This is a genomic window from Sphingobacterium sp. T2 (assembly GCF_000814685.1).
Lineage (GTDB): Bacteria > Bacteroidota > Bacteroidia > Sphingobacteriales > Sphingobacteriaceae > Sphingobacterium > Sphingobacterium thermophilum.
Genome location: NZ_JXAC01000034.1, coordinates 1 through 20,655 on the forward strand (window position 1 = coordinate 1; position 20,655 = coordinate 20,655).

Below are 20,655 nucleotides of genomic sequence, written 5' to 3' on the forward strand. Positions count from 1 at the left end.
TCAATACGGTAACCAATTTAGCTGGTTTTTATTGATCTGTTCTCTAACGGCAAATCTTGCTGCGAGGACGTGCGTTAGGCAGCAGCGCAACCACATACCGAATTCAGKACGTCCAATTCCACCCCTATATGAGCTAAATGAAGGCGAGCAACCTTTTCATCCAAATGTTTTGGCAATGTATACACCTTCTTCTCGTATTTATCCGAATTGGTCCATAGCTCTATCTGTGCTAAAGTTTGATTCGTAAACGAGTTAGACATCACAAACGATGGGTGTCCTGTAGCACATCCCAAATTCACCAGCCTTCCTTCTGCCAACAGAATAATATCTTTACCGTCGATAGTGTATTTATCCACTTGAGGCTTTATCTCCACCTTGGTATGTCCATAGTTGGCATTTAACCAAGCTACATCGATTTCTGTATCGAAGTGTCCGATGTTACATACCACTGTCTTGTCCTTCATCATCTTGAAATGTTCGCCACGGACGATATCCTTATTTCCTGTAGTGGTCACCACTATATTGGCTTCTTTGACGGCATCAGCCATCTTCTTAACTTCATAGCCTTCCATGGCGGCCTGTAAAGCACAGATAGGATCAATTTCCGTAACGATAACACGTACTCCTGCCGAACGTAAAGACTCTGCCGACCCTTTACCCACATCACCATAGCCTGCCACTACCGCAACTTTTCCGGCCAACATGAGATCCGTAGCACGACGGATAGCATCTACCAACGACTCACGACAGCCGTATTTGTTGTCAAACTTAGACTTAGTTACCGAGTCATTAACATTGATGGCAGGAAGATATAAAGTACCGTTTTTATATCTTTCGTAGAGACGATGTACACCTGTCGTCGTTTCTTCCGACAGACCTTTGATACCCGGAATAAGTTCCGGATAATTGTCGAATACCATATTCGTAAGGTCGCCTCCATCATCCAGAATCATATTCAACGGCTTACGTTCCTCGCCAAAGAAAAGGGTTTGCTCGATACACCAGATGAACTCCTCCTGCGTCATTCCTTTCCAAGCGTAGACAGGAATTCCAGCAGCAGCAATAGCTGCGGCAGCATGATCCTGCGTAGAAAAGATATTACAAGAAGACCACGACACTTCAGCACCGAGTTCTACCAACGTTTCGATCAGCACTGCCGTTTGTATAGTCATATGCAGACAGCCGGCGATACGTGCACCTTTCAATGGTTTGGAAGGGCCATACTCTTTTCGTAAGCTCATCAGCCCCGGCATTTCAGCCTCTGCCAGTTCTATCTCCTTACGTCCCCACTCTGCCAAAGAAATGTCTTTGACTTTGTATGGAACATATTCTGTTTTTAATGATGACATAAAATATTGTGTTTATAATTTTAAGTAGTGTGACAAAAATACTCCAAAAGGCCGTCAAATCAAAACGATAGCTCTCAGCCCTGCACTTTCTGACATTATCTTGAGGTTCTTGTGTTGCTTTGGGGCTATTATTAACTTATATTTGCAATTATCAACAAACAAAGGACAATAATTATGTATCCAGAATATTTAGTAGCTCCTATGCGTCAAGAACTTGTAGACGCAGGTTTCCAAGAATTGAAAACTCCGGAAGAAGTAGATGCTGTAATCCCTTCGGAAGGAACAGTATTCGTCGTAGTGAATTCGGTATGTGGTTGCGCTGCTGCCAACGCACGTCCTGCAGCAAGATTTGCCGTTGAGAACAGCAATAAAAAACCAGCTAAATTGGTTACCGTATTTGCAGGCATGGAAAAAGAAGCGGTAGAAAAGGCACGTGAATATATGTTGCCATACCCTCCATCATCACCTGCAATGGCTTTATTCAAAGACGGAAAATTGGTTCATATGATCGAAAGACATATGATTGAAGGTCGTCCGGCACAGATGATTGCAGATAACCTAATCGCTGCATTCGAACAATACTGCTAATTCGTTAGATTATTTTGTTTTTTTGAATAGGATAAGCTCTTCCGCAATATGGAAGAGCTTATTTTTTACCATCGAAAATAAACATCATGTTTATGAGGTTTATGAGGCTTTTCTTTTTTATGTTTTTTCTTCTTCTGTCCGGGAGCATGTCGCTTCGCCGATTTATCTCCATATAATTTTTTCGCTTTTCCTGGAGGAAGATGTCCATGTGGATGTCTCGACGAAGTATAGCACGATGTTACACTACATCCTATTACCCCTGCCAAAATATAAGGTATTATTCTTCTCATCATAAATCCTTTCTTTATCTGTATTAATAGAAGGACAATTTAACTGCCTAAAAGTTTAAATGTTTTTTCGGAGCTAAACAATCTGATTCCCAAATACAACGAAATTTCCCTTTAACTGTTCCTCCTAAAACGACATACCTATAAAGAAAAACTTTGAATCAAAAAACAGGATTTACTGTCATTATTAATACATAATTAAAATTTATCAAAACTACATAAGCTTAAAACTGTTAAATTATTAAAAGTATGTGGTTTTGCTATAGGTAAAAGCGAAAATACTGTAACCCTATCGACTATGTACAAAAAGAGAACTATAATAATATCAAACAGACTACCAGTAAGAATCGAAAGAAAAGACGGAAAGCTTAACATTATTCCAAGTGAAGGGGGCCTAGCCACAGGACTGGGATCCATCTACAAAGAAGACGGCAATATATGGATTGGGTGGCCGGGGTTTGTTCCCAAAAACGACAAAGAGAAAGTTCAAGTCATCGAACAACTGAAACCACTAAACTTAGTTCCTGTATTCCTTACCGAAGAGGAGCTTGAAGGTTATTATGAAGGCTTTTCCAATGAGGTTTTATGGCCTATTTTCCATTACCATCCTTCCTATGCGGTTTATGAGTCATCCTATTGGGAGATGTATGAAAAAGTCAATCAGAAGTTTGCTGATATTTTTGCGGAGCAAAACATCAATGATGCAGACGAAATCTGGATTCACGACTATCAGCTCATGCTGTTACCTAAACTTATCAGAGCTTTAAATTATCGACTATCGATCGGCTATTTCCAACATATCCCTTTTCCTCCGGATGAACTGTTCAGAAGTATACCATGGCGCGATGAGCTGCTGAAAGGTTTGTTGGGAGCAGACTCATAGCCTTTCATACGTATAACGATACGCAGCACTTCCTCAATGCCTGTACCCACATTTTAGGTATTCCTATACAGAACAATTGTCTTAGAAGTGGGGGCCGCAGCGTATACGTGGAGGTCTTTCCGATGGGAATAGACTTTGAAAAGTTCAATAATCTCTCCAAGTCGCCGGAGATAAAAAAACGAGCTAAAGAAATTCGTACCTTTTACAACAACCGTAAATTTATACTTAGTATTGATCGCCTGGACTACAGCAAAGGTATTTTAGAACGTCTGCGTGCTTTTGAATGCTTTCTGAAAACCTATCCGGAAGTACGCAATGAGGTAGTGCTTTATATGCTGGTCGTTCCCTCAAGGGATAGCGTGCCTAAATACAAGCAGCTACACGATGAAATCAACAGAATGGTAGGCCAGATTAATGCCGTCTATGGCAACAACGAGTGGACGCCGATAAGTTATTTCTATAACTCCTATGATGTCAAAGAGCTGTCAGCCCTCTATGTGGCTGCAGACATCTGCTTGGTGACCTCTTTGCGCGACGGCATGAACTTGGTTTGTAAGGAGTTTATTGCAAGCAAAGAAGATCAGAACGGAGTCCTTATCCTGAGTGAGATGGCCGGAGCCAGCAAAGAATTGATAGGACCGCTGTTAATTAATCCCAATTCTATCGAGGAAATATGTGAATGTCTGAAAAAAGCCATTCACATGTCTCCAGCAGAACAACGCAAAAGACTGGACGACAGTCTAGAAATAAGTCAAAAAATTCAACATCCGACACTGGGTAAGAATATTCTTCAAGAGGTTACGAGAAATCAAGTCTATTCAACAGCGCGAACATGCACGCCGCATCAATCCGGACACATTGGCAAATTTCCTTACCCGCTATAGGGAAAGCAAACGCAACCTATTTTTCTTGGATTACGATGGTACGCTCATAGGATTCAACAACAATGCTAATGAAGCTACTCCTACAAACGATCTTTATGAGGTGTTGGAAGAACTGCAATCGAATCCAAACAATCAGATTGTAATCATCAGTGGCAGACCTCATGAAACTCTTTCCGAATGGTTTGAAGGGAAGCAATATTATCTAGTCGCAGAACATGGCGCTTGGAGCAATTATCCCGATTTTAAATGGCATACCAGAACACATTTTTCCACACGCTGGAAATATCCGATAAAACACATTATGACCAAGTTTACCAATATGACCGCTGGATCGGTCATGGAAGAAAAAGACTATTCTTTGGCTTGGCATTATCGTAAGGTGCAGAGTGGCTTAGGCAACCTACGAGCACAGGAGCTGGTAGACCATCTGCGCTATCTGTTACCGCAGCACGGCTTACAACTGCTTATGGGGAACAAAGTCATTGAAGTAAAAAACAGTGAGCTGAACAAAGGAAAAGCAGCCATGGAAATCGATGAAAGACTTCCGTCCCGAATTCATCTTTGCCATAGGTGATGACGCTACCGATGAGGATATGTTTCTGGAACTGCCCTCGAGCTCTATAACCGTGAAAGTAGGAAGCCGCAAGTCCGCAGCCCGATATTACATCGACACGCAAGAAGATGTATTAAAGCTTATCAAGCAATTTACGTTAGTCAAACCACAAGAAGCTTTAATCTCTTATCATAAATAAATTTATTATGTCGGAAAAAAACAATATTTACAATAGTGGGATTATAGGAAACTGTGCTATATAGCACATGTAAATAAAGACACCAATATAAGCTGGCTGTGCTGGCCAACCTTCCAGGATTCGTTTGTGTTTGGAGGCCTGCTCGATGAAGAACGAGGTGGCCGTTTTGATATACGACCTGTGGCTGAACAGTACAACAGTAAACAATACTATATTGAAAACACTAACATACTATGTACCGTAATCGAAACCTCGGAAGGGACGTATAAAATCACGGATTTTGCTCCACGTTTCGAACAGTACGAACGCTACTTCAAACCTCTGATTCTTATCCGTAAAGTGGAACCCGTAAAAGGAAGACCACGAATACGTGTACGCTGCGAACCCGTATATCAATACGGAATGCTGCAGTTTGAAAAAGGCAAGAGGTAGTAACCATATACAGTTCCATCAAGGTGATCTTCGTATGCGTCTGGCTACTGACATGCCCATAAATCATTTTTTTGATGACATTCCTCATGTCTTGGATAGGCCTATCTATCTTATCCTAACCTTCGGTAGCCCCTTTGAGGCACCTATTGAAAGGACATGTGAAGATTTTCTGCGAAGGACTACCTTGTATTGGCAGAAATGGGTGAAAAATGCATCAATACCCTCTTTCTATCAGAAGCAGGTTATACGGTCTGCCTTAGCCTTGAAGCTCCACCAATTTGAAGATACGGGTGCTATAATTGCTGCAAGCACGACCAGCTTACCCGAATTTCCTGGATCAGGAAGAAACTGGGACTATAGATTTTGCTGGTTGAGAGACAGCTATTATGTCCTTACCGCGCTAAGCCATATCGGACATTTTGAAGAAATGGAAAAATATGCTTCGTATATTGCCAATATCACGCAGACCGACACCGGACGCCTACAGCCCCTCTACGGAATACTAGGCACTACACGTTTGGAAGAACGACTGCTGGACCACCTTCAGGGTTATTTGGGGAATAAGCCTATACGTGTCGGTAACCAAGCGTATGAGCATATCCAGAATGATGTATATGGCCAAGCTCTTATCGCCCTTCTTCCTCTCTTCACGGATTATAGATTTAAATATCAAAACCAAAAAATGGCAAAAGAATGGACCAACTTCATCCTTACTAAAATAGAGAATACCATAGATGAAACAGATGCCGGAATTTGGGAATTTAGAAACTTCCATCAAAGGCATTGCTATTCCAACCTTTTCCAATGGGCAGGAGCTACTGCTGCCCTTAAGATAGCCAGACAGTACGGCTTTGAAGAAATAGAGAACAAAGCTTTAGCATTACAGAAAAAAGCTTCCTTCTACATAGACTCCTGTTATGATGAAAAACGAGGTGTATTCACTAATGCTACAGATTCATAAAAATCTGGATGCCTCTACCCTGCAGCTTATTATGATGGGATATCTTGACCCCAATTCCGATAAGGCAAAAAATCATCTTAAAGTTTTAGAAAGTGAGCTGAAAGGTAAACATGGTCTCTTCTATCGTTACCTCCATAAAGATGACTTTGGAAAGCCAAAAACAACCTTTCTAGTTTGTGCTTTTTGGTATGTGGAAGCTCTAGCTTGCGTGGGTAGATTGGATGAGGCTCAAGAAGTTTTCAAGCAGCTGCTATCCTTTGGCAACCACCTTATGCTCTTCAGCGAAGATATCAACGAAGAAGATGGAAGCCAATGGGGCAATTTCCCACAAGCCTATAGTCATGTGGGGCTAATGAATGCGGCCTACCGCATTGCCATCAAGCTGGACCGTCCTACCTTCTTCGAAAGTGCGGAAATGCCACATTAATACTCATTATCTTTATATAAAAGGAAAAGGCTTGAAACAGGAGGTTCCAAGCCTTTTCTTCTATAGCTGAGTGAGAGAATTGAAATTATTCATCAGAAGTGTAATAGCATATTTCTTCCTGTGTCCTCAAATCTCTAAGCCCTATGGACATATGATCCTTAAGCCCATGTAGTAACTCATAAAAAGGACTTTCCTCATATTGTTTCTGCAGTGCCTTAAGAAAGTGAATAACCTCCTTACTGTTTGCACATTCCTGAAGCACCATCTCCTTAAAGGTAAGATCATGCTTACCCTTGGTGCTCTTAATAATTTTTATTCGATTCGAAACATCTAGATTCATAGAACGATGGTCAATGCTTTATCCTATAACCACAAAAACCTCCCTTCAGTTTTCGGAAAGTGAATAATCCGTATTAAGCACATCGCATCCGTAGATATACTATAATTTATTATAACCACTTTTAGGGATGAACGAATGTCCACCGCAAATGTTAAGAGGGTAATAAGTTATTTATAAGGATATGAACAAAATTCCTACACAAAAAATGGGCAAGTCTTTCGATTATTCGAAAGAACTTATTTTTGATGACGAGACACAGGCATTTGCCCGATACAGAATCATAGTTCAAAAGCTGTTAAATGTAAATGAATGGGACGCCATTGCAGACGGCATCTCTGCAAAGTTTGCCATTGTCAACCCTAAGAATGAGCATGAAAACCGAAGGGTGCGCAAAAACGACTATATACGTATAGACATCCCTAGCCCCGGCACACCTTCCGCCCATGGATACGACTGGGTTAAAGTCACTGAGCTGGACCAATACGAGCATCATCATAAAAGAAAAACATTTATCTCGCTGCAGCCAAGTCCTCGACCCCTCCAGTCTAGAGGATCATACAGCTCATTTTTTCAAAAAATATGCTTCCTCCAACCTCATGGTGCGCCAGGAAGAAAACAAAGTCATTATCAACTATGCAGGGAGGAATGAGGTAATAAATACTGATACGGATCATATTTTAGATAATGTGCGAAATTTCTTGGTAGGAATTACAGCACAATTGGGCGCCTCATATCCACAATGGAAAGCGCTGGTAGATGGACTAGCAAAATAAATAATGCTTGATCGACATAATTTGTAATAATGAATAAAGACCTGCTCATGGAGTAGGCCTTTATTCGTCTGAATAGAATTAACCACGCATTAATTCATGGGTGTGGGCGGAATTAAGGAATCCTGCGACAACGTATCCTGCATTAAGGTATCCATATCACTAGGATTATTTTGATACAAGGTATCATACATGTCGGTGGTATTTTCGTTATTACTACGATTCGAGCACCCCATGATGGCTAGCATACACAACGATATGCCTAAAGGTATTATTGTCTTTTTCATAATTATAGTCTTTTTAATGTATTATTCATTTTCTATACGAACAGCCCATCTGTAATAAGGTTTAGAAAAGATTAAAAAAGGGAGTAAATACTTATTACAAAGCATTAATACGGCTTTTGAGTACAATGGTGAACCCAATCCTATAAATAGATGTTAAATAGATGTTAATATGTTAATAATTCACGAATAAAACTTTTATACTATGGCACTTACAACTCCAAATGAAGGTCAAGCGACCAAAGAAATCGAAAAAGTAACATCAAAACTTCCTTCCACAGCTTATCTACACTTGCCGTCTCGGCAATGGCAGCCTCTGCAGCCCTTAAATGTCTCTGCAGAGATAAAGATGCTCTTTTCATAGGACAATGGGTAGCTCCATTTCTCTTGTTCGGCATTTACAATAAGATTGTGAAAACAGAAGGTCATGACTAACACTTATCCCCATCCCAAAAGATGGGGATTTTCATTATGACACCAAATGATGTTGTACGGCAAACTTAATAAGCTCGGCAGAATTCTTGACCTTCGCCTTATTGATAAGACTTTGTCGATGACCTTCTACCGTCCTCTTGCTAAGAAATAACTTGTCAGCAATCTCCATATTGGTATAGCCTTCACTGATAAGCTGCAACACTTCTACCTCCCTTTCCGAAAGATCTAAATCTATTGAAGAATAAGCATATTTACCTCCCGCGGAAGAGGAAGCCAGCTTATCTACCATCATCATTGAAAGCTCCGCACATACATATCGCCCTCCCTCAGCGACATGCTGTATGGCAAAAATAAGTTCACTAAACCCTACATTTTTCACCAAATATCCTTTGGCACCCTTGTTGAATGCCTCCAACATTTGCTCTACGGTATTCAGCATGGATAGCAAGATCACTTTAATAGAAGGATAGCGGGATGCCAAAAACGATGTCACCTCCAATCCATCCATCAGCGGCATATTAATATCACTGATGACTATATCCGGCTTGATTCCGTTTTCCAGCATGTTGATCAGCTCATTGCCATTTTCTGCTTCAGCGACAATTTCAATATCCCCGGCAGCATCCAACAGCAACTTGATTCCATTTCTTACTACTAAGTGGTCTTCTACTAAAACAACCTTGATCATATTTTCAACACTAGCTTAGGATTTCATAGGTATTCTCATACAACAATTAAGTTATCATTTGGTTTTATTAGGACAACAAAAAGCAATTAACAACGTTTTTTATTAAGAAGACTTGGATAAAATAATAATGAAAACTAAAAAGCCCGAAAAACGTTCTATATAAAGCCCTTCTGTCTAAAGACTAAGGCAAGAGAAACAACAATAACTGCAGAACAAATTAATAATCACATCGTGAGAAGTGCTAGCCGTCATCTTGTACCTGAAAATTAAAACACATTGAAAAACTTTAAAATTCAAGATTTTGGGCATATTCTTATAGTGGATTTAAACTTAAACATCATAGGAGTATCCAAACATATGCTTGTAGAATTCAACATCCCTATAGAATCTTTGTTGGGCACTCCGGTAGAAGGTCTATTGCTCCATCTGCCTAACAGTTCGTCTAAAAAGATACGAGCGATAATCCATTCGTTTGTAGAGGGTAACCCGCCCCGCGCTTTACTCACCGTAAGAATTCAGCAAAAGCTCTACTATCTAAAGATTAGCAAACACGAAAACTACATCTATATTGAAGCAGAAAGACAGCTCAATAAAAAAATTTCAACAAGAGATCTTGAAGATATAGGCTTCCTTTTCGAGAACAGGTATCACCCCAATTGGAATTTTGTCTGCAAGGCTATTAACCGGATTTTACACTTCGACCGTGTTTTTATCGTCCAACAACAGGATATGGCAACTGCAAGGTGCTAGCCGAAACGAATAATGGCCAATTGGATTCCTATGCCGACAAAAATTTCTCTAAAGAATTCTTACCTCCCTACATTATAGATTATTACTCAGGAACCTCCTATCGTTATATAGAAAATACAATAGCTCCTCCACAAGATTTTTACTCCCTGACGGATGTAGATCTCAACATCATGCAGATAACTTCCTGTCCGCAAGAGTGGATGGCTACCTACCGGCTCATGGGAATAGGTACCGTCGTCTCCTTCCCCCTATACCTTCAAGGGAAATTCTGGGGACTGGTCATCGCCAACAACAGACATGTTAAACCAATAGATCTTCAAAATAGAAAAATCTGCACCTTCATTGTACAAAATGCTATGAGCAAGTACGAGATTTTCGTCAAGGAAGGTCAGCTCAACATTAACACGCAGACACAAACCTTTCAACATAAACTGTTGGAGAGGCTTACACATCACAAAACCATCAATTGTGCCTTGGTAGAAAGTATGGAAAATCTACGCTTGATGATGAATTCGGATGGTATAGCCATCTACAACGAAGGAGATATTTACCTAAACGGAAAAACTCCTTTGGACAAACTTGTTTTTTGAGATCATCCACTTTTTGCAAAATTCCAATAAAGAGGTGATTTATAAAGACCACAATTTTAAGTTACGCTATCAAGCTTTTTTCAGAAAAAGCTTCCCTTTGCGGACCTCCTAGCCTATAATGTCGACAGCAAAAAAGATTACTATATTGTTTGGTTTAGGCAAGAATCTCCTTACAAAGAAACCCATATTGAGATCTGTACATCCCCAGACGAAAAATTGATGGCTTATGAAAATGATGTTTATCATGTGGCAACCCCGTGGAATGATGAATAATTGACCTTACTAGAGGGCTTACAGAACACACTCAACAACTCCTTGATCGAGAAATTCTTTGAAAATAAAATCAAAACGAAAAACCTATCCGAACTCAACAATGAGCTGGAAATGTTTACTTATACACTTTCTCTTGACATCAAAAATCCCTTGTCGGTACTGAAAATGGGTATTGACTTCCTCAAAAGCAAAGAAAAGTATAGCGCTACCAATGAGCGGAAATGGCTCAACACCCTTTCTCAAGGCATTAGCAATATAGAAGAGATCATCAACAATATCCTTCATGTGTCTCACCACAAAGTAGACAAAATTCCTAAGGAATCTATCCCCCTAAAGTATCTTCTTCGTAAGATTGTAGCAGAATCGAAGCTGGCCTATAAAGCGGATTCCTGTCAAGTGACGTTCGGTAATCTTCTACCCATATGGGGTGAGAAAAGTGCTATTTATCAGATCTTCACCAATATTATTAGTAATGCCATAAAATATGCACAGGGACGAAAACTTCCCAAAATTCATATTCAAAGTACTATCAAGGAAGGAATGATTCAATATGAAGTGATGGATAATGGCATAGGCATTCCGAAAAATGATCTCGACCGAATTTTTGATATGTTTGGCAGAGCCCAAAATGCTACATCTTATGCGGGATCGGGTATAGGCTTAGCCCTAGTAAAAAGGATAATAGAACGATTGGACGGAGAAATAGAAATAGAATCTCGAGAAGGTATAGGAACCAAAGTGATTATGCGGTTTCCCAACCTTAAAGAAGACTCTTCTCACCAAAAGTACATTAGTCTCTACATAGAAAATCAAAAGTATCCCTGATAGTGCCAATATCCTGAAATGCTCAATATCTTCGATAAAGCAGACAATCTGAAGATAACACTCTAACATATAGGAATGCATATGTTGCAAATCTGAGTCTTCCAATACATGAAAATACAAAGACCTCTGTCTCTTCAAATTATGTAGGAAAACTTCAAACAATTCATTATCGAAAGAGGTAGTATCTTTTACAAGCATCTCCACACTTTGGTTTATCTTTTCATATGCCGCCATAGATAAGTTAAGTTCCTTATCCTTGCACATGCCCACCAGCTGAGGCTGGCTCTGTTGATAGTATAATAATATTTTGTAATATAATTCCTCTGGTTTTTTCCCAAAGGCTGAGCCGCTTAACTTTTCCAAAATCAACAACCCTTCGGTACGTTGATAAACAATCTCCTCCAAAGCGATACACTCTTTAACCCCTTTAAGAGATTCCTTTATTTTTTCGGAACCCTCTCCTATACAGGATTGACACATGAAGAGCACCAGTAAATAAAATAAAAATCTCATACCCGTTCTTTTAAGAATAGAACAAGGCTCTTGCTTGTTATGTTGTAGGCGTTGAAATCAAACAGCCTTTATCGTGAAAAAACAAGTATTTATTGCGAAAGATGCTGTGGAAAATACGTAATCCCTACTTACGCTAAAATCCTAGGAGTCTAGATACATATACTATTTTGATTCCATTAAACACCTGATTGAAAGCAAAAAAAGAAATTGGCGCACTGTTTTTGTCATACCCCTCATATCATTTGAAAATTAAAAACCAAAACGTTATGAGAACAGACGCAGCTTTAACAAGCAACTTGTAGAATATCAACGTATCCTAAAAAACTTGGCAAAAAAATTCACCAAAGATCCGGATGTCACCAATGATTTAGTCCAAGAGACTTTCATCCGTGCACTCAAATATGTGGATCAATTTTTTGACAATCCTCGTGTCGTATCATGGCTCTTCGTTATCATGCGTAATATCTTTATCAATCAGTATAAGCGCCTGACGTATCAGCAGAACTATGAAGACATCAGCCTTTTCTATTACAACCAAAAAATTAGCTACAGAACCACGCATGGACGATGTATCAGACCAGCGTATGATGCTTAAAGACATCTCCAAAATTCTTAGCGACATGCCCTTATCACACGGCGAGATGTTCAACCATTTTGTGGATGGATATAAATACCGCGAATTGTCGGAGATGTACGGCATTCCTGAAGGAACCATAAAGTCGCGAATACACATCATCCGCAAAACCTTACGGAAAAAACTTCAAGCTAAATACAATAATTAAAAAAAGATGCTTCAAGGAGTCATCTTTTTTTTCTTTATTGCTTGTCCTTGACAATTTCTCTTGGCCTGTCATTAGGGTCATTGGCATATCATTGATTTGCTCTACATGTGGATCTACCCCCGCTTCTGCATCTCCATCCTGCATCACATCATCGCGGTCTACCTCTTTTTTCCCTTTGCTTGTAAGAATATCTTTCTTCTCCTTATGCATATCCCTGCCTTTGGATTTACTATGATGTATTGTTGCCATACTTAAAATTTTGATAAAAATTATTGTCTTTCTTCTGCACTGTCCGTCGGAATGGTATCTACATCTGCCGAGTCGAGCATTCCATAATTCATGACGTCGGAGTTATTGAGATTATAACGCTGTTTATCTGCCTCCGTAACTGGGCCCGGATCATTTCCTTCTGCACTGGTACCTTCGGAGTCGTTGCGCTGTCCGCAAGCCACGAAAAATAAAATGGTGAATAGCCATAAGCTCATTTTGTGTTTCATGATATTGAATTTTGATGGTTATGATTTTAGACTTTCTATCCACGGACATAAGTCCGAAAAAATAGAATTGCAAGTTTTTATAATAATCTCACCCGTATTTCCTGAAAGATGTCTTTCAAATACTTCGGTATTTCCTCCAAAAGAAAAAGCATAATAAACCGTACCTACCGGTCTTTGCTGCTTGGGATTGGGACTCTCGAAGGCTAACCCCGTGATGCTAACATACACATCAGCATGAGGCACCAATATTTTAAGGCCATGCAACATGGCCAGTGTAACCTCTTCGGACTCTGCCGTATGTATGTCAATGAGGGCAGGTGCTACTTGCAAAACTTTCTGTTTCTGCAAATCATCATAACAAACTATAGATCCTAGAAAATAATCTCCACTCGCCAGTTCTAACGCCCACATACTGCTCAGAAACCCTCCTGTCATGCTCTCCGCACACACCAGTTTTAAATTTCTGCTGCTGAGATAATTTCCACAGCGTTCTAAAAGCCGTTCGTCTATTCTCGATCTCATAATGTTTTTTTCTTTAATTATTAACGCTTTAAGAACGGGAATAGTTCAAAATACAAGGTAGAACGCGTGTTTATACGCTGACTTAGGATATTTTATTTCTAACAATCAGGTATTATTTCCTCCAACTATTTCTCTCTGACAGAGGTTCATCCTTTACAAAAAACGTTTAATTATGAGAAGACAAATGATATCAGCAACAAAAGGACTAGGTCCTATCGTATGCATTATTTTAGCCGACAATAATCCTCACATGCCGGACTATGACAATCAGGATAACAATAATCCATTGGATGGGGATAACCCTAACACCCATAGAGAATCCGATGAAGAAAACTAATATTCCTGAAGGAGAAGAACAAAATATCTCCGACCCCAATGAAGAGGAAGAACAACGATATCCTGACACAGAAGAAATCCCTATGGAGGAACCAAATCCGGATCTTGACGAAATAGAGCCCGAAGAAGAGGACGATGTACACATGGATCCTTATCAGCCGGGAAAGCAAAATCCTGATGAAGCAGGAACTATTTGACAAAAAGTTTTTCTTTATTAATTCTATTAAGTTTTTATATCGGTATGTTTAAAGCGGAGCTCATCCTCCGCTTTTTTATTGTCTTTGAAAACATCCTCATGGTAAAGAATATAAATCCCTGAATATCATAATCTAAATTCCATTACTCTTAAATCAACAAAAAAAGCTGCACCAGAATCTGGTACAGCTTACAAGAGGAACCTAATGGAAAATTACTTTTTAGAATTTTTCTTTGAGGAGGATGCTCCCATATTGGCTTCTCCCATAGCAATCTGCGTAAGCAGTTGATCTGTTTCTTTCTCTTCGTCTAAGATGCTTTTGAGTATAGAAGCTGCCTCTTCATGTTCCATAAGATCGGCATATGTAACAAGACATCCATAAGAAGCTATCTCATAATGTTCTACTTTCTGAGCGGCAGCTATAAGGGCTGCATCTAATACTTCCGGACTGTCTTCAAATTCCTCTGCAATTTCGTCAGCTTCTTCTAACAGACCTTCCATAGCTTTGCATTTCTTTCCGCGAGCAGGGATGTCTAAATTTGCAAAGACCTCCTTAAGATTTTCTATCTGCTGTTCAGTCTGTTGATAATGCGTATCGAAAGCATCTTTAAGTTTTTCACTTTGCGCTGCCTGTGACATTTTCTTCAGACCTTTAAGCAATTGTCTTTCAGCTCCTAACATATCTTTTAAAGCATCTACAAAGAGTTCGTGTAGATGTGCATTTTTCATGTTTTCCTGTTTTGATCTAGCCATATTATTCTATTTTAATTGTCTAATAGAATAACCTTTCATAAGCTATAAAGTTGAAAATAAAAGCATTACAAGTATAAAACACGCCTTATCCACGTACTTTTACGGCCAACACCAGATCTGATTTTAAGCAAAGTGAAGAATAATTACGGTGAGAAAGCTTAGACAAGTTTCATAGAGGGTTTGCATTCTTATTTTCACCATAAAAAAAGAGTCCAACAATGTTGGACTCTTTTTCGTCGGGGTGGCAGGATTCGAACCTACGACCTCCACATCCCAAATGTGGCGCGATACCGGGCTACGCTACACCCCGCTGAAGGACTAACCTTCGTTGTTTGTGATGCAAATATACAGTGTTTTTAATTACTTGCAAACATTTTCTTCATCAAAAAAGCAAACAAGCTGATTTATTGCAAGATAATTTTTCATCCTTTTTATCATTCCAAAATCATTTCCACATTTCTTTCCATGCTTTCACTTTTTTATTCCGAAATTTGTACCAATGAGTAGAACAGACATTCAAACTTTGGAAGATATCAAAATGCTGGTAGATACCTTTTATGATAAAATCAGAAAGGACGACCTGCTGGGCATTATCTTCAACCAGAACATTCAGGACCGGTGGCCTCAACATCTGAATAAGATGTATCGCTTTTGGCAAACTATCCTGCTGGAAGAATATACCTATGATGGAAGGCCCTTCCCTCCGCATGCACACCTGCCTATCTCCAAAATCCATTTTGACCGTTGGCTCTTGCTCTTTGGACAGACCGTAGATGAGCTTTTCGAGGGACCAAAAGCCGAAGAAGCAAAATGGAGAGCCAACAAGATGGGTATAATGTTTCAAAGCAAACTGGAATATTTACGAAATAACCCTAATAAACCATTTTTATTTTAAGCAATGTCACGAACATTACCTAAGCCTCCCAAAGTGGTGGACCTACATGCCGAAGCCTTTTTGGACGATTGGGAAGATTATGATGCTGACGAAATCCTCAACCTAGCCATTGACCACTTCAGGGAATGTCTCGATGCAGCCATCTATTGGGAATATACTGAAATTAAGTTTATCCACGGCAAAGGAAAAGGAACACTAAGAAAATGGATCTACGAGGAGCTAAAATCATATAAAGATATGGGTGCAATAGCCGCCTACTATCCGGCTTATCATAACGAAGATATAGTAGTAGTGCAGATAGGCATCTAAAGAATTAGTGTTTTCTTCAACAAAAAGAAGGTGTCCAAAAAGGACGCCTTTTTTTGTTTTAAAAGTGTCTGTGTTCTCTGATTGTTTTAGGAGGTTACCCTATGCCGCCATTGGCTGATAGTAGTCTTTTAGCGATGACATGTCATAACTAAGCGGATTATTGCACCTGTGACCTTGGTTTGATCGGAATGAAGTTGTTTTCAAGAGTTTTTTCGACCATTTTCTCAGGTTATGTCCTATGCACATCAGTGCAAACTCGATATTGACCTTTTCAAGTCCCCTCATCGAGAACCTGTTGAACCGGTTATTGCTTTTCATCTGGCCGAACACTGCTTCTACTTCTATAGGCCTGTTTGCTTCGGTGATATTTCCCTGTTTCAGATGTCAGGCGTTTCCTTGCCCTTGCTTTTAGTTCGTTCAAACGATGGTTCACTTCGATCCGTCTGTTGCCCTTGGCCTTATGGCACTGTCCCCGCATGGGGCAGCCTTCACATCTTGCGGCACTGTAATAGCTCACCTGAGAGGTATATCCGTTAGTACTTTCGCGCGTCCCCTTACCTACAAACTCCATCCGTTGTCCCATGGGGCATACATAGAAATTTCCATCCTTATTGTAGAACAGGTTCTGCTGGAGGAAGGGATTGTTCTTCTGTGCACGTTTCTGCTCTTTGTGGAAGTAATTGTACTTGACATATCCCTCTATCTGCTGTGATTCCAGAAGCTCATAGTTCTCCTCACTGCCGTAGCCCGCGTCGGCCACCACCACATCGCTCTGGCTACCGTAGTTTTCTTCGAAGCCTCAAGGTGTTCTTTCAGCGTCGTGGTATCGCCGGCCGTCTGATGGATACTGTAATGGGTAATGAACTGCTGCTCGGTACTGATCTGGGTGTTGTAGGCCGGTTTGAGCTGTCCGTTCTGCATGTGGTCATCTTTCAGCCGCATGAAGGTGGCATCTTCATCGGTTTTGCTGTAACTGTTCCTTTCCCCCAGTGTAGCCAATTGCTTTTCGTACTTTTCCAGCCTTGGAAGATGTTCCTCTCTTAGTTTTTTAAGTTGTTTCTGTGTGGCTTTCCCTGTTTCCCTGAGCCTTTCGTTCAGCGCGGACAGCCGCTCCTTTAGCTGGGTGCTGTCAATCGGCCGTGGCGTTTCATCCCGGCCCAGTTCCGATTGATCCTCTTTGATCTGTGAGTCGATATCCGACAGCACGCTGCTTATCTTTGCCTCTAGTTGCGCCCTGTGCTTTTCAACCGAACCCTTCCATACAAAAGTGTAACGCCCTGCTGCCGATTCGATCTTCGTGCCGTCTATGTACTGTACCTTCAGGCTCACATATTCCAGCTCGTGCAGCATCCGCACCACATCGGCAAAAAGAGACTGAATATGGCCTTTGAGACGCTTACCCCGAAAGTAGTTGATCGTACGGTAGTCGGGCTTGCTGTGGCCCGATAGCCACATGAAATAAATGTTCTCCTGTAGCGATTTCTCGATCCTGCGGCACGAATAGATATTGCTCAGCTAAGCGTAGAAAAGCACCTTGATCATCATACGCGGATGGAAACTTGTCGTGCCTCCGCCTTTGTACTGACCTATGATATGATCGATGTCCAGTCTATCGACCACTTCGTTAACTAGGCGGACAGGGTGGTTAGAAGGGATCTTTGAAAAAATATCTTCCGGAAATAGGCTCGGACTATTGGATGGTAACGCTTTAAACTGTACTTTCATAGCTTTGTTTGGGAACACCTAAAAATAACCTTTTTTAGGACAAACAAAAAAATCCCCGACACTATATCAGTATCGGGGATTCCTTTTTTAAAGAGACTTTTTAGACAGCCTCTTTTTGTTGATAAGAATTAATACTCTATTGGAGTGATTACAATCTTACGGAATTCGATTCCTGTATGGTCCCCTTGCAAGTAAATAGGTCCAGCTTCGCCTTCCTTACTATCGAGAGCCCCCCCCGTAATACCCGGAATTTCCTGATTGCTGATAACAGTTTTGCCATTAGCTACCACCGTCACCATACGTCCTTTGAGGGTAATTTCGTATTTATTCCACTGATCCGGACCGTTGGTTACGATTTCACTTGGACTTAAGAATCCGTAAATGCCGCTGAAGTATAATGATCCTGGATGTCTGTCTGCCGGCGAGTCTTCAATTTGTACTTCATAACGTCCTCTCAGGTAAATACCCGAGTTGCCTCCCTGCCCATATTTAAATTCTACCTCTAATTTGAAATCTTCAAACTTCTGTTCAGTTTTCAGATTAGCGCCCGCCTTTTCATTTACCAAGACACCATCTTTCACAGACCAGTTGTTATCTCCACCAAATGGAACCCAGCCAGTCAGGTCTTTGCCGTTGAACAATTCTATAGGCTGTCCCAATCTGCCTTCAGCATTCCTCACCAAATAAGGAGCCTTCTCACCCACATATTTATAGACTTTTCCTGTATTGCTGGTGATGGTACCTTCGATCTTACCATCCTTCAGGCACCTTCCACTTTAATCATACCAGTACCTGTTTCCCATTGGGTAGGAATCTCAAAATGAAACTTGCCATCTTCTAATTTGATATGCGATACAGGACGGGCACTGCCGGCATCCGAAACAAAATAGCCCACCAAGGTGCTGAATCCTGATAATTTTATTTCCAGCCATGAAGGAACTTCCTTACCTTCTTTGTCTACAGTAAGATCCCAACGGCCTATCAGTTCTTTAGATTCTTCCGGAATAACTTGCGTTGCCGCATTATGTACTTCTTCGCCCTGCTCATTCTTGTCGGAAGCATTATTACATGCCAATAAAGCCCCCACAAGTAATGAAGCAAAAGCCGAGTGTTTTAAAACATTTGATGTCTTCATATTGATTTTTTAGGTTTATGCTGTATTACAAATATATTATTTTATCGAAATAAATCACTGTTTGAAAGGATATTCCACAATCAAGTTACACTTTTCAGAAGAAAGAAAGATCCCTCAAGACCATAAATATTCAGAAATTAAAGCATCATTTCGTATTTTTTACGGCAATAACAAAAATTAGCTTGAAAATATCAACCATTATTTAATAAATTTGAAAACTAACAACCAAAACCTTAGAGACACCATGAATTTAGACCCTACAGATATTAAGTTGCTCAAGCTTTTGCAGGAGGATGCCACACTTAGCAACAAAGAATTGGCCGAGAAACTTTACAAATCCATAGCCGCTGTACATGAGAGGGTAAAAAAAATTAAAAAAAAGCTGGATATATCAAAAAAACGGTAGCTATTCTGGACCGCAACAAGATCGGTATCGGCTTGATATCCTTTTCTCAGGTATTTTTGAAAAACCATACGTTTGAGGCCCTCAACGAATTCGAAAGAGAGGTATCCAAATTTCCGGAAGTAATGGAGTGCTATCAGATGGCGGGATCTTACGATTTCATGCTTCGCATAGCGACAAAAGACATGGAAGCCTATCACAAGTTTTTACGACACAAACTGGCTGTATTACCTCAGGTAAATACAGTGCAAACCTATTTTGTACTGTCGGAAACCAAAAGTGAGACAGCTTACCATTTTTAATCCTATATCTAAAAAACATTTTATTGTCCTTCTCTGTTTTAATGGGTATATTTAATACAAATCAATAGCCCTTAAAATTATGAGAACAACGATATTTACTATTATTCTTGTTGTAGGCTGCATCATACAGGCAGCAGCCCAAAGTATTTCCGGTGCTTATCATACAAAAATCAATGATATCCACCACCTACTTTTATTCGTCGACGGTTATGTCACCCATACTGTGTACACAGATAAAGAATACCATAACACACAGGGAGGAACTTTCAACATAGAAAACAACACCCTCATCGTCCATTGCGAGTTTGACAATAAAAATCCGGAAAATGTTGGCAAAGACCATCGATTCTCCATATCCTTTCAGAACAACCAACTAAAGGTGGATGAGGTAGCTTTCGACAAGAAAGCGACACATTCTCAAGCGCTGGATGGATTATGGCGCATCACGGGACGCAAAGTTAACGACAACATACAGACCATGCAGCGTGGCAACCGCAAAACATTGAAGCTACTTATAGACGGCTATTTCCAATGGTTTGCCATCAATCCGGCAGAGAAAGGATTTTATGGCACAGGCGGTGGAAATTACACTTTTCAAGACGGCAAATATCAAGAAAATATTCTTTTTTTCTCAAGAGACAACAGCCGCGTAGGTGTAACCTTAACCTTTGACGGAAAAATTGAAGAAGGACAGTGGCATCACAGCGGCAAAAGTTCTAAAGGAGATCCTATCTACGAGATATGGAGTCGCGAAAAATAAGAAAAGCCT

The 20,655-nt window shown here is 40.3% G+C and carries 28 protein-coding genes, 1 tRNA gene and 3 pseudogenes; 18 read left to right on the plus strand and 14 right to left on the minus strand.

The window, feature by feature from the left end:
- Nucleotides 1-74 precede the first annotated feature (74 nt).
- A complete protein-coding gene (gene ahcY, locus SD31_RS03235) occupies nt 75-1,349 on the minus strand; it encodes an adenosylhomocysteinase (RefSeq protein ID WP_052258603.1) in 1,275 nt (424 codons plus the stop codon).
- A gap of 174 nt (nt 1,350-1,523) precedes the next feature.
- On the opposite strand from ahcY, the gene SD31_RS03240 reads away from it, so the two are divergent.
- Entirely contained in the window at nt 1,524-1,937 is a 414-nt protein-coding gene (locus SD31_RS03240; protein ID WP_039053088.1) for a BrxA/BrxB family bacilliredoxin, read from the plus strand.
- A gap of 65 nt (nt 1,938-2,002) precedes the next feature.
- Here the strand turns inward: SD31_RS03240 and SD31_RS15875 are convergent, their stop codons facing one another.
- A complete protein-coding gene (locus tag SD31_RS15875; protein ID WP_231561116.1) occupies nt 2,003-2,230 on the minus strand; it encodes a quinol oxidase subunit 4 in 228 nt (75 codons plus the stop codon).
- Nucleotides 2,231-2,522: 292 nt separating this feature from the next.
- On the opposite strand from SD31_RS15875, the pseudogene SD31_RS03245 reads away from it, so the two are divergent.
- The 4 genes and pseudogenes from SD31_RS03245 (at nt 2,523) to SD31_RS03250 (ending at nt 6,563) form a co-directional block, all read left to right on the plus strand.
- A pseudogene (locus SD31_RS03245) lies at nt 2,523-3,991 on the plus strand (trehalose-6-phosphate synthase).
- Nucleotides 3,966-4,565 (plus strand): trehalose-phosphatase, encoded by a 600-nt coding sequence (gene otsB, locus SD31_RS18205; protein ID WP_316929740.1) that lies wholly within the window; start codon nt 3,966-3,968, stop codon nt 4,563-4,565. The pseudogene SD31_RS03245 and the gene otsB overlap by 26 nt, the downstream one beginning before the upstream one ends.
- Nucleotides 4,525-4,743 (plus strand): hypothetical protein, encoded by a 219-nt coding sequence (locus tag SD31_RS20575; RefSeq protein ID WP_316929741.1) that lies wholly within the window; start codon nt 4,525-4,527, stop codon nt 4,741-4,743. The genes otsB and SD31_RS20575 overlap by 41 nt, the downstream gene beginning before the upstream one ends.
- A gap of 7 nt (nt 4,744-4,750) precedes the next feature.
- Nucleotides 4,751-6,563 (plus strand): annotated as a pseudogene (locus SD31_RS03250) (glycoside hydrolase family 15 protein).
- An 85-nt stretch (nt 6,564-6,648) separates the two neighbouring features.
- On the opposite strand, the gene SD31_RS03255 reads toward SD31_RS03250, so the two are convergent.
- The gene (locus SD31_RS03255) at nt 6,649-6,903 is read right to left on the minus strand and encodes a hypothetical protein (protein ID WP_039053089.1); all 255 of its coding nucleotides are present in this window, start codon (nt 6,901-6,903) and stop codon (nt 6,649-6,651) included.
- A gap of 181 nt (nt 6,904-7,084) precedes the next feature.
- On the opposite strand from SD31_RS03255, the gene SD31_RS03260 reads away from it, so the two are divergent.
- Nucleotides 7,085-7,552: a hypothetical protein gene (locus SD31_RS03260; protein WP_039053090.1), complete on the plus strand. Its 468-nt coding sequence runs from the start codon at nt 7,085-7,087 to the stop codon at nt 7,550-7,552.
- Between the two features lie 213 nt (nt 7,553-7,765).
- Here the strand turns inward: SD31_RS03260 and SD31_RS16400 are convergent, their stop codons facing one another.
- The 3 genes from SD31_RS16400 to SD31_RS03270 form a co-directional block, all read right to left on the minus strand.
- The gene (locus SD31_RS16400; protein ID WP_156138169.1) at nt 7,766-7,960 is read right to left on the minus strand and encodes a hypothetical protein; all 195 of its coding nucleotides are present in this window, start codon (nt 7,958-7,960) and stop codon (nt 7,766-7,768) included.
- Between the two features lie 209 nt (nt 7,961-8,169).
- The gene (locus tag SD31_RS16405; RefSeq protein ID WP_156138170.1) at nt 8,170-8,319 is read right to left on the minus strand and encodes a hypothetical protein; all 150 of its coding nucleotides are present in this window, start codon (nt 8,317-8,319) and stop codon (nt 8,170-8,172) included.
- Nucleotides 8,320-8,426: 107 nt separating this feature from the next.
- On the minus strand, nt 8,427-9,080 hold the full coding sequence (locus SD31_RS03270; RefSeq protein WP_039053092.1) for a response regulator: 654 nt from the start codon (nt 9,078-9,080) through the stop codon (nt 8,427-8,429).
- Between the two features lie 276 nt (nt 9,081-9,356).
- On the opposite strand from SD31_RS03270, the gene SD31_RS03275 reads away from it, so the two are divergent.
- The 5 genes from SD31_RS03275 (at nt 9,357) to SD31_RS16410 (ending at nt 12,813) form a co-directional block, all read left to right on the plus strand.
- Nucleotides 9,357-9,830, plus strand: coding sequence for a hypothetical protein (locus tag SD31_RS03275; protein ID WP_156138171.1), 474 nt, complete (start codon nt 9,357-9,359; stop codon nt 9,828-9,830).
- Nucleotides 9,824-10,420: a hypothetical protein gene (locus SD31_RS03280; RefSeq protein ID WP_039053094.1), complete on the plus strand. Its 597-nt coding sequence runs from the start codon at nt 9,824-9,826 to the stop codon at nt 10,418-10,420. Before SD31_RS03275 ends, SD31_RS03280 begins: the two co-directional genes overlap by 7 nt.
- A 273-nt stretch (nt 10,421-10,693) precedes the next feature.
- Complete coding sequence (locus SD31_RS03285; protein ID WP_039053095.1) at nt 10,694-11,518, plus strand: sensor histidine kinase; 825 nt, start codon at nt 10,694-10,696, stop codon at nt 11,516-11,518.
- Between the two features lie 826 nt (nt 11,519-12,344).
- Nucleotides 12,345-12,626 (plus strand): RNA polymerase sigma factor, encoded by a 282-nt coding sequence (locus tag SD31_RS03290; protein WP_082021795.1) that lies wholly within the window; start codon nt 12,345-12,347, stop codon nt 12,624-12,626.
- A complete protein-coding gene (locus tag SD31_RS16410) occupies nt 12,592-12,813 on the plus strand; it encodes an RNA polymerase sigma factor (RefSeq protein WP_197053506.1) in 222 nt (73 codons plus the stop codon). Before SD31_RS03290 ends, SD31_RS16410 begins: the two co-directional genes overlap by 35 nt.
- On the opposite strand, the gene SD31_RS03295 is transcribed toward SD31_RS16410, so the two are convergent.
- Genes SD31_RS03295 through SD31_RS03305 form a run of 3 tightly spaced genes read right to left on the minus strand, consistent with a single transcriptional unit; the run spans nt 12,778 to nt 13,832 of the window.
- Complete coding sequence (locus tag SD31_RS03295; RefSeq protein WP_039053097.1) at nt 12,778-13,062, minus strand: hypothetical protein; 285 nt, start codon at nt 13,060-13,062, stop codon at nt 12,778-12,780. The two genes, SD31_RS16410 and SD31_RS03295, sit on opposite strands and share 36 nt — an antisense overlap.
- Nucleotides 13,063-13,082: 20 nt before the next feature.
- Nucleotides 13,083-13,310 carry a hypothetical protein gene (locus tag SD31_RS03300; RefSeq protein WP_197053507.1) on the minus strand — a complete coding sequence of 76 codons (228 nt, stop codon included), beginning with the start codon at nt 13,308-13,310 and terminating at the stop codon, nt 13,083-13,085.
- 18 nt (nt 13,311-13,328) lie between these two features.
- Nucleotides 13,329-13,832 (minus strand): CinA family protein, encoded by a 504-nt coding sequence (locus SD31_RS03305; RefSeq protein ID WP_082021796.1) that lies wholly within the window; start codon nt 13,830-13,832, stop codon nt 13,329-13,331.
- 172 nt (nt 13,833-14,004) lie between these two features.
- Here SD31_RS03305 and SD31_RS16415 point away from each other — a divergent pair, with 172 nt between their 5' ends.
- Both SD31_RS16415 and SD31_RS03310 read left to right on the plus strand, forming a co-directional pair.
- On the plus strand, nt 14,005-14,169 hold the full coding sequence (locus SD31_RS16415; RefSeq protein WP_156138174.1) for a hypothetical protein: 165 nt from the start codon (nt 14,005-14,007) through the stop codon (nt 14,167-14,169).
- Nucleotides 14,156-14,365 carry a hypothetical protein gene (locus tag SD31_RS03310; protein WP_039053099.1) on the plus strand — a complete coding sequence of 70 codons (210 nt, stop codon included), beginning with the start codon at nt 14,156-14,158 and terminating at the stop codon, nt 14,363-14,365. Before SD31_RS16415 ends, SD31_RS03310 begins: the two co-directional genes overlap by 14 nt.
- Nucleotides 14,366-14,577: 212 nt before the next feature.
- Here SD31_RS03310 and SD31_RS03315 read toward each other — a convergent pair whose 3' ends face one another.
- A complete protein-coding gene (locus SD31_RS03315; RefSeq protein WP_082021797.1) occupies nt 14,578-15,117 on the minus strand; it encodes a ferritin-like domain-containing protein in 540 nt (179 codons plus the stop codon).
- Nucleotides 15,118-15,353: 236 nt separating this feature from the next.
- Nucleotides 15,354-15,427 (minus strand) — tRNA-Pro (locus tag SD31_RS03320).
- A 189-nt stretch (nt 15,428-15,616) separates the two neighbouring features.
- Between SD31_RS03320 and SD31_RS03325 the strand changes: the two genes are divergently transcribed.
- Nucleotides 15,617-16,012, plus strand: a complete 396-nt coding sequence (locus SD31_RS03325; RefSeq protein ID WP_039053100.1) for a group III truncated hemoglobin — start codon at nt 15,617-15,619, stop codon at nt 16,010-16,012.
- Between the two features lie 3 nt (nt 16,013-16,015).
- Complete coding sequence (locus SD31_RS03330; RefSeq protein ID WP_039053101.1) at nt 16,016-16,321, plus strand: Smr/MutS family protein; 306 nt, start codon at nt 16,016-16,018, stop codon at nt 16,319-16,321.
- Nucleotides 16,322-16,525: 204 nt separating this feature from the next.
- Here the strand turns inward: SD31_RS03330 and SD31_RS18210 are convergent.
- The 3 genes and pseudogenes from SD31_RS18210 to SD31_RS18220 all read right to left on the minus strand — a co-directional run.
- A pseudogene (locus SD31_RS18210) lies at nt 16,526-18,046 on the minus strand (IS1182 family transposase); the annotation flags it as partial.
- 128 nt (nt 18,047-18,174) lie between these two features.
- The gene (locus SD31_RS18215; RefSeq protein WP_231561117.1) at nt 18,175-18,750 is read right to left on the minus strand and encodes a DUF1080 domain-containing protein; all 576 of its coding nucleotides are present in this window, start codon (nt 18,748-18,750) and stop codon (nt 18,175-18,177) included.
- Nucleotides 18,751-18,806: 56 nt separating this feature from the next.
- The gene (locus SD31_RS18220; protein WP_231561118.1) at nt 18,807-19,181 is read right to left on the minus strand and encodes a hypothetical protein; all 375 of its coding nucleotides are present in this window, start codon (nt 19,179-19,181) and stop codon (nt 18,807-18,809) included.
- Between the two features lie 211 nt (nt 19,182-19,392).
- Between SD31_RS18220 and SD31_RS20580 the strand changes: the two genes are divergently transcribed.
- The 3 genes from SD31_RS20580 to SD31_RS03360 all read left to right on the plus strand — a co-directional run bounded on the left by SD31_RS20580 (nt 19,393) and on the right by SD31_RS03360 (nt 20,646).
- Entirely contained in the window at nt 19,393-19,587 is a 195-nt protein-coding gene (locus SD31_RS20580) for an AsnC family protein (RefSeq protein ID WP_316929742.1), read from the plus strand.
- 56 nt (nt 19,588-19,643) lie between these two features.
- Nucleotides 19,644-19,886: an Lrp/AsnC ligand binding domain-containing protein gene (locus tag SD31_RS20585; RefSeq protein WP_316929743.1), complete on the plus strand. Its 243-nt coding sequence runs from the start codon at nt 19,644-19,646 to the stop codon at nt 19,884-19,886.
- Nucleotides 19,887-19,965: 79 nt separating this feature from the next.
- Complete coding sequence (locus SD31_RS03360; protein WP_039053105.1) at nt 19,966-20,646, plus strand: hypothetical protein; 681 nt, start codon at nt 19,966-19,968, stop codon at nt 20,644-20,646.
- Nucleotides 20,647-20,655: the final 9 nt, after the last annotated feature.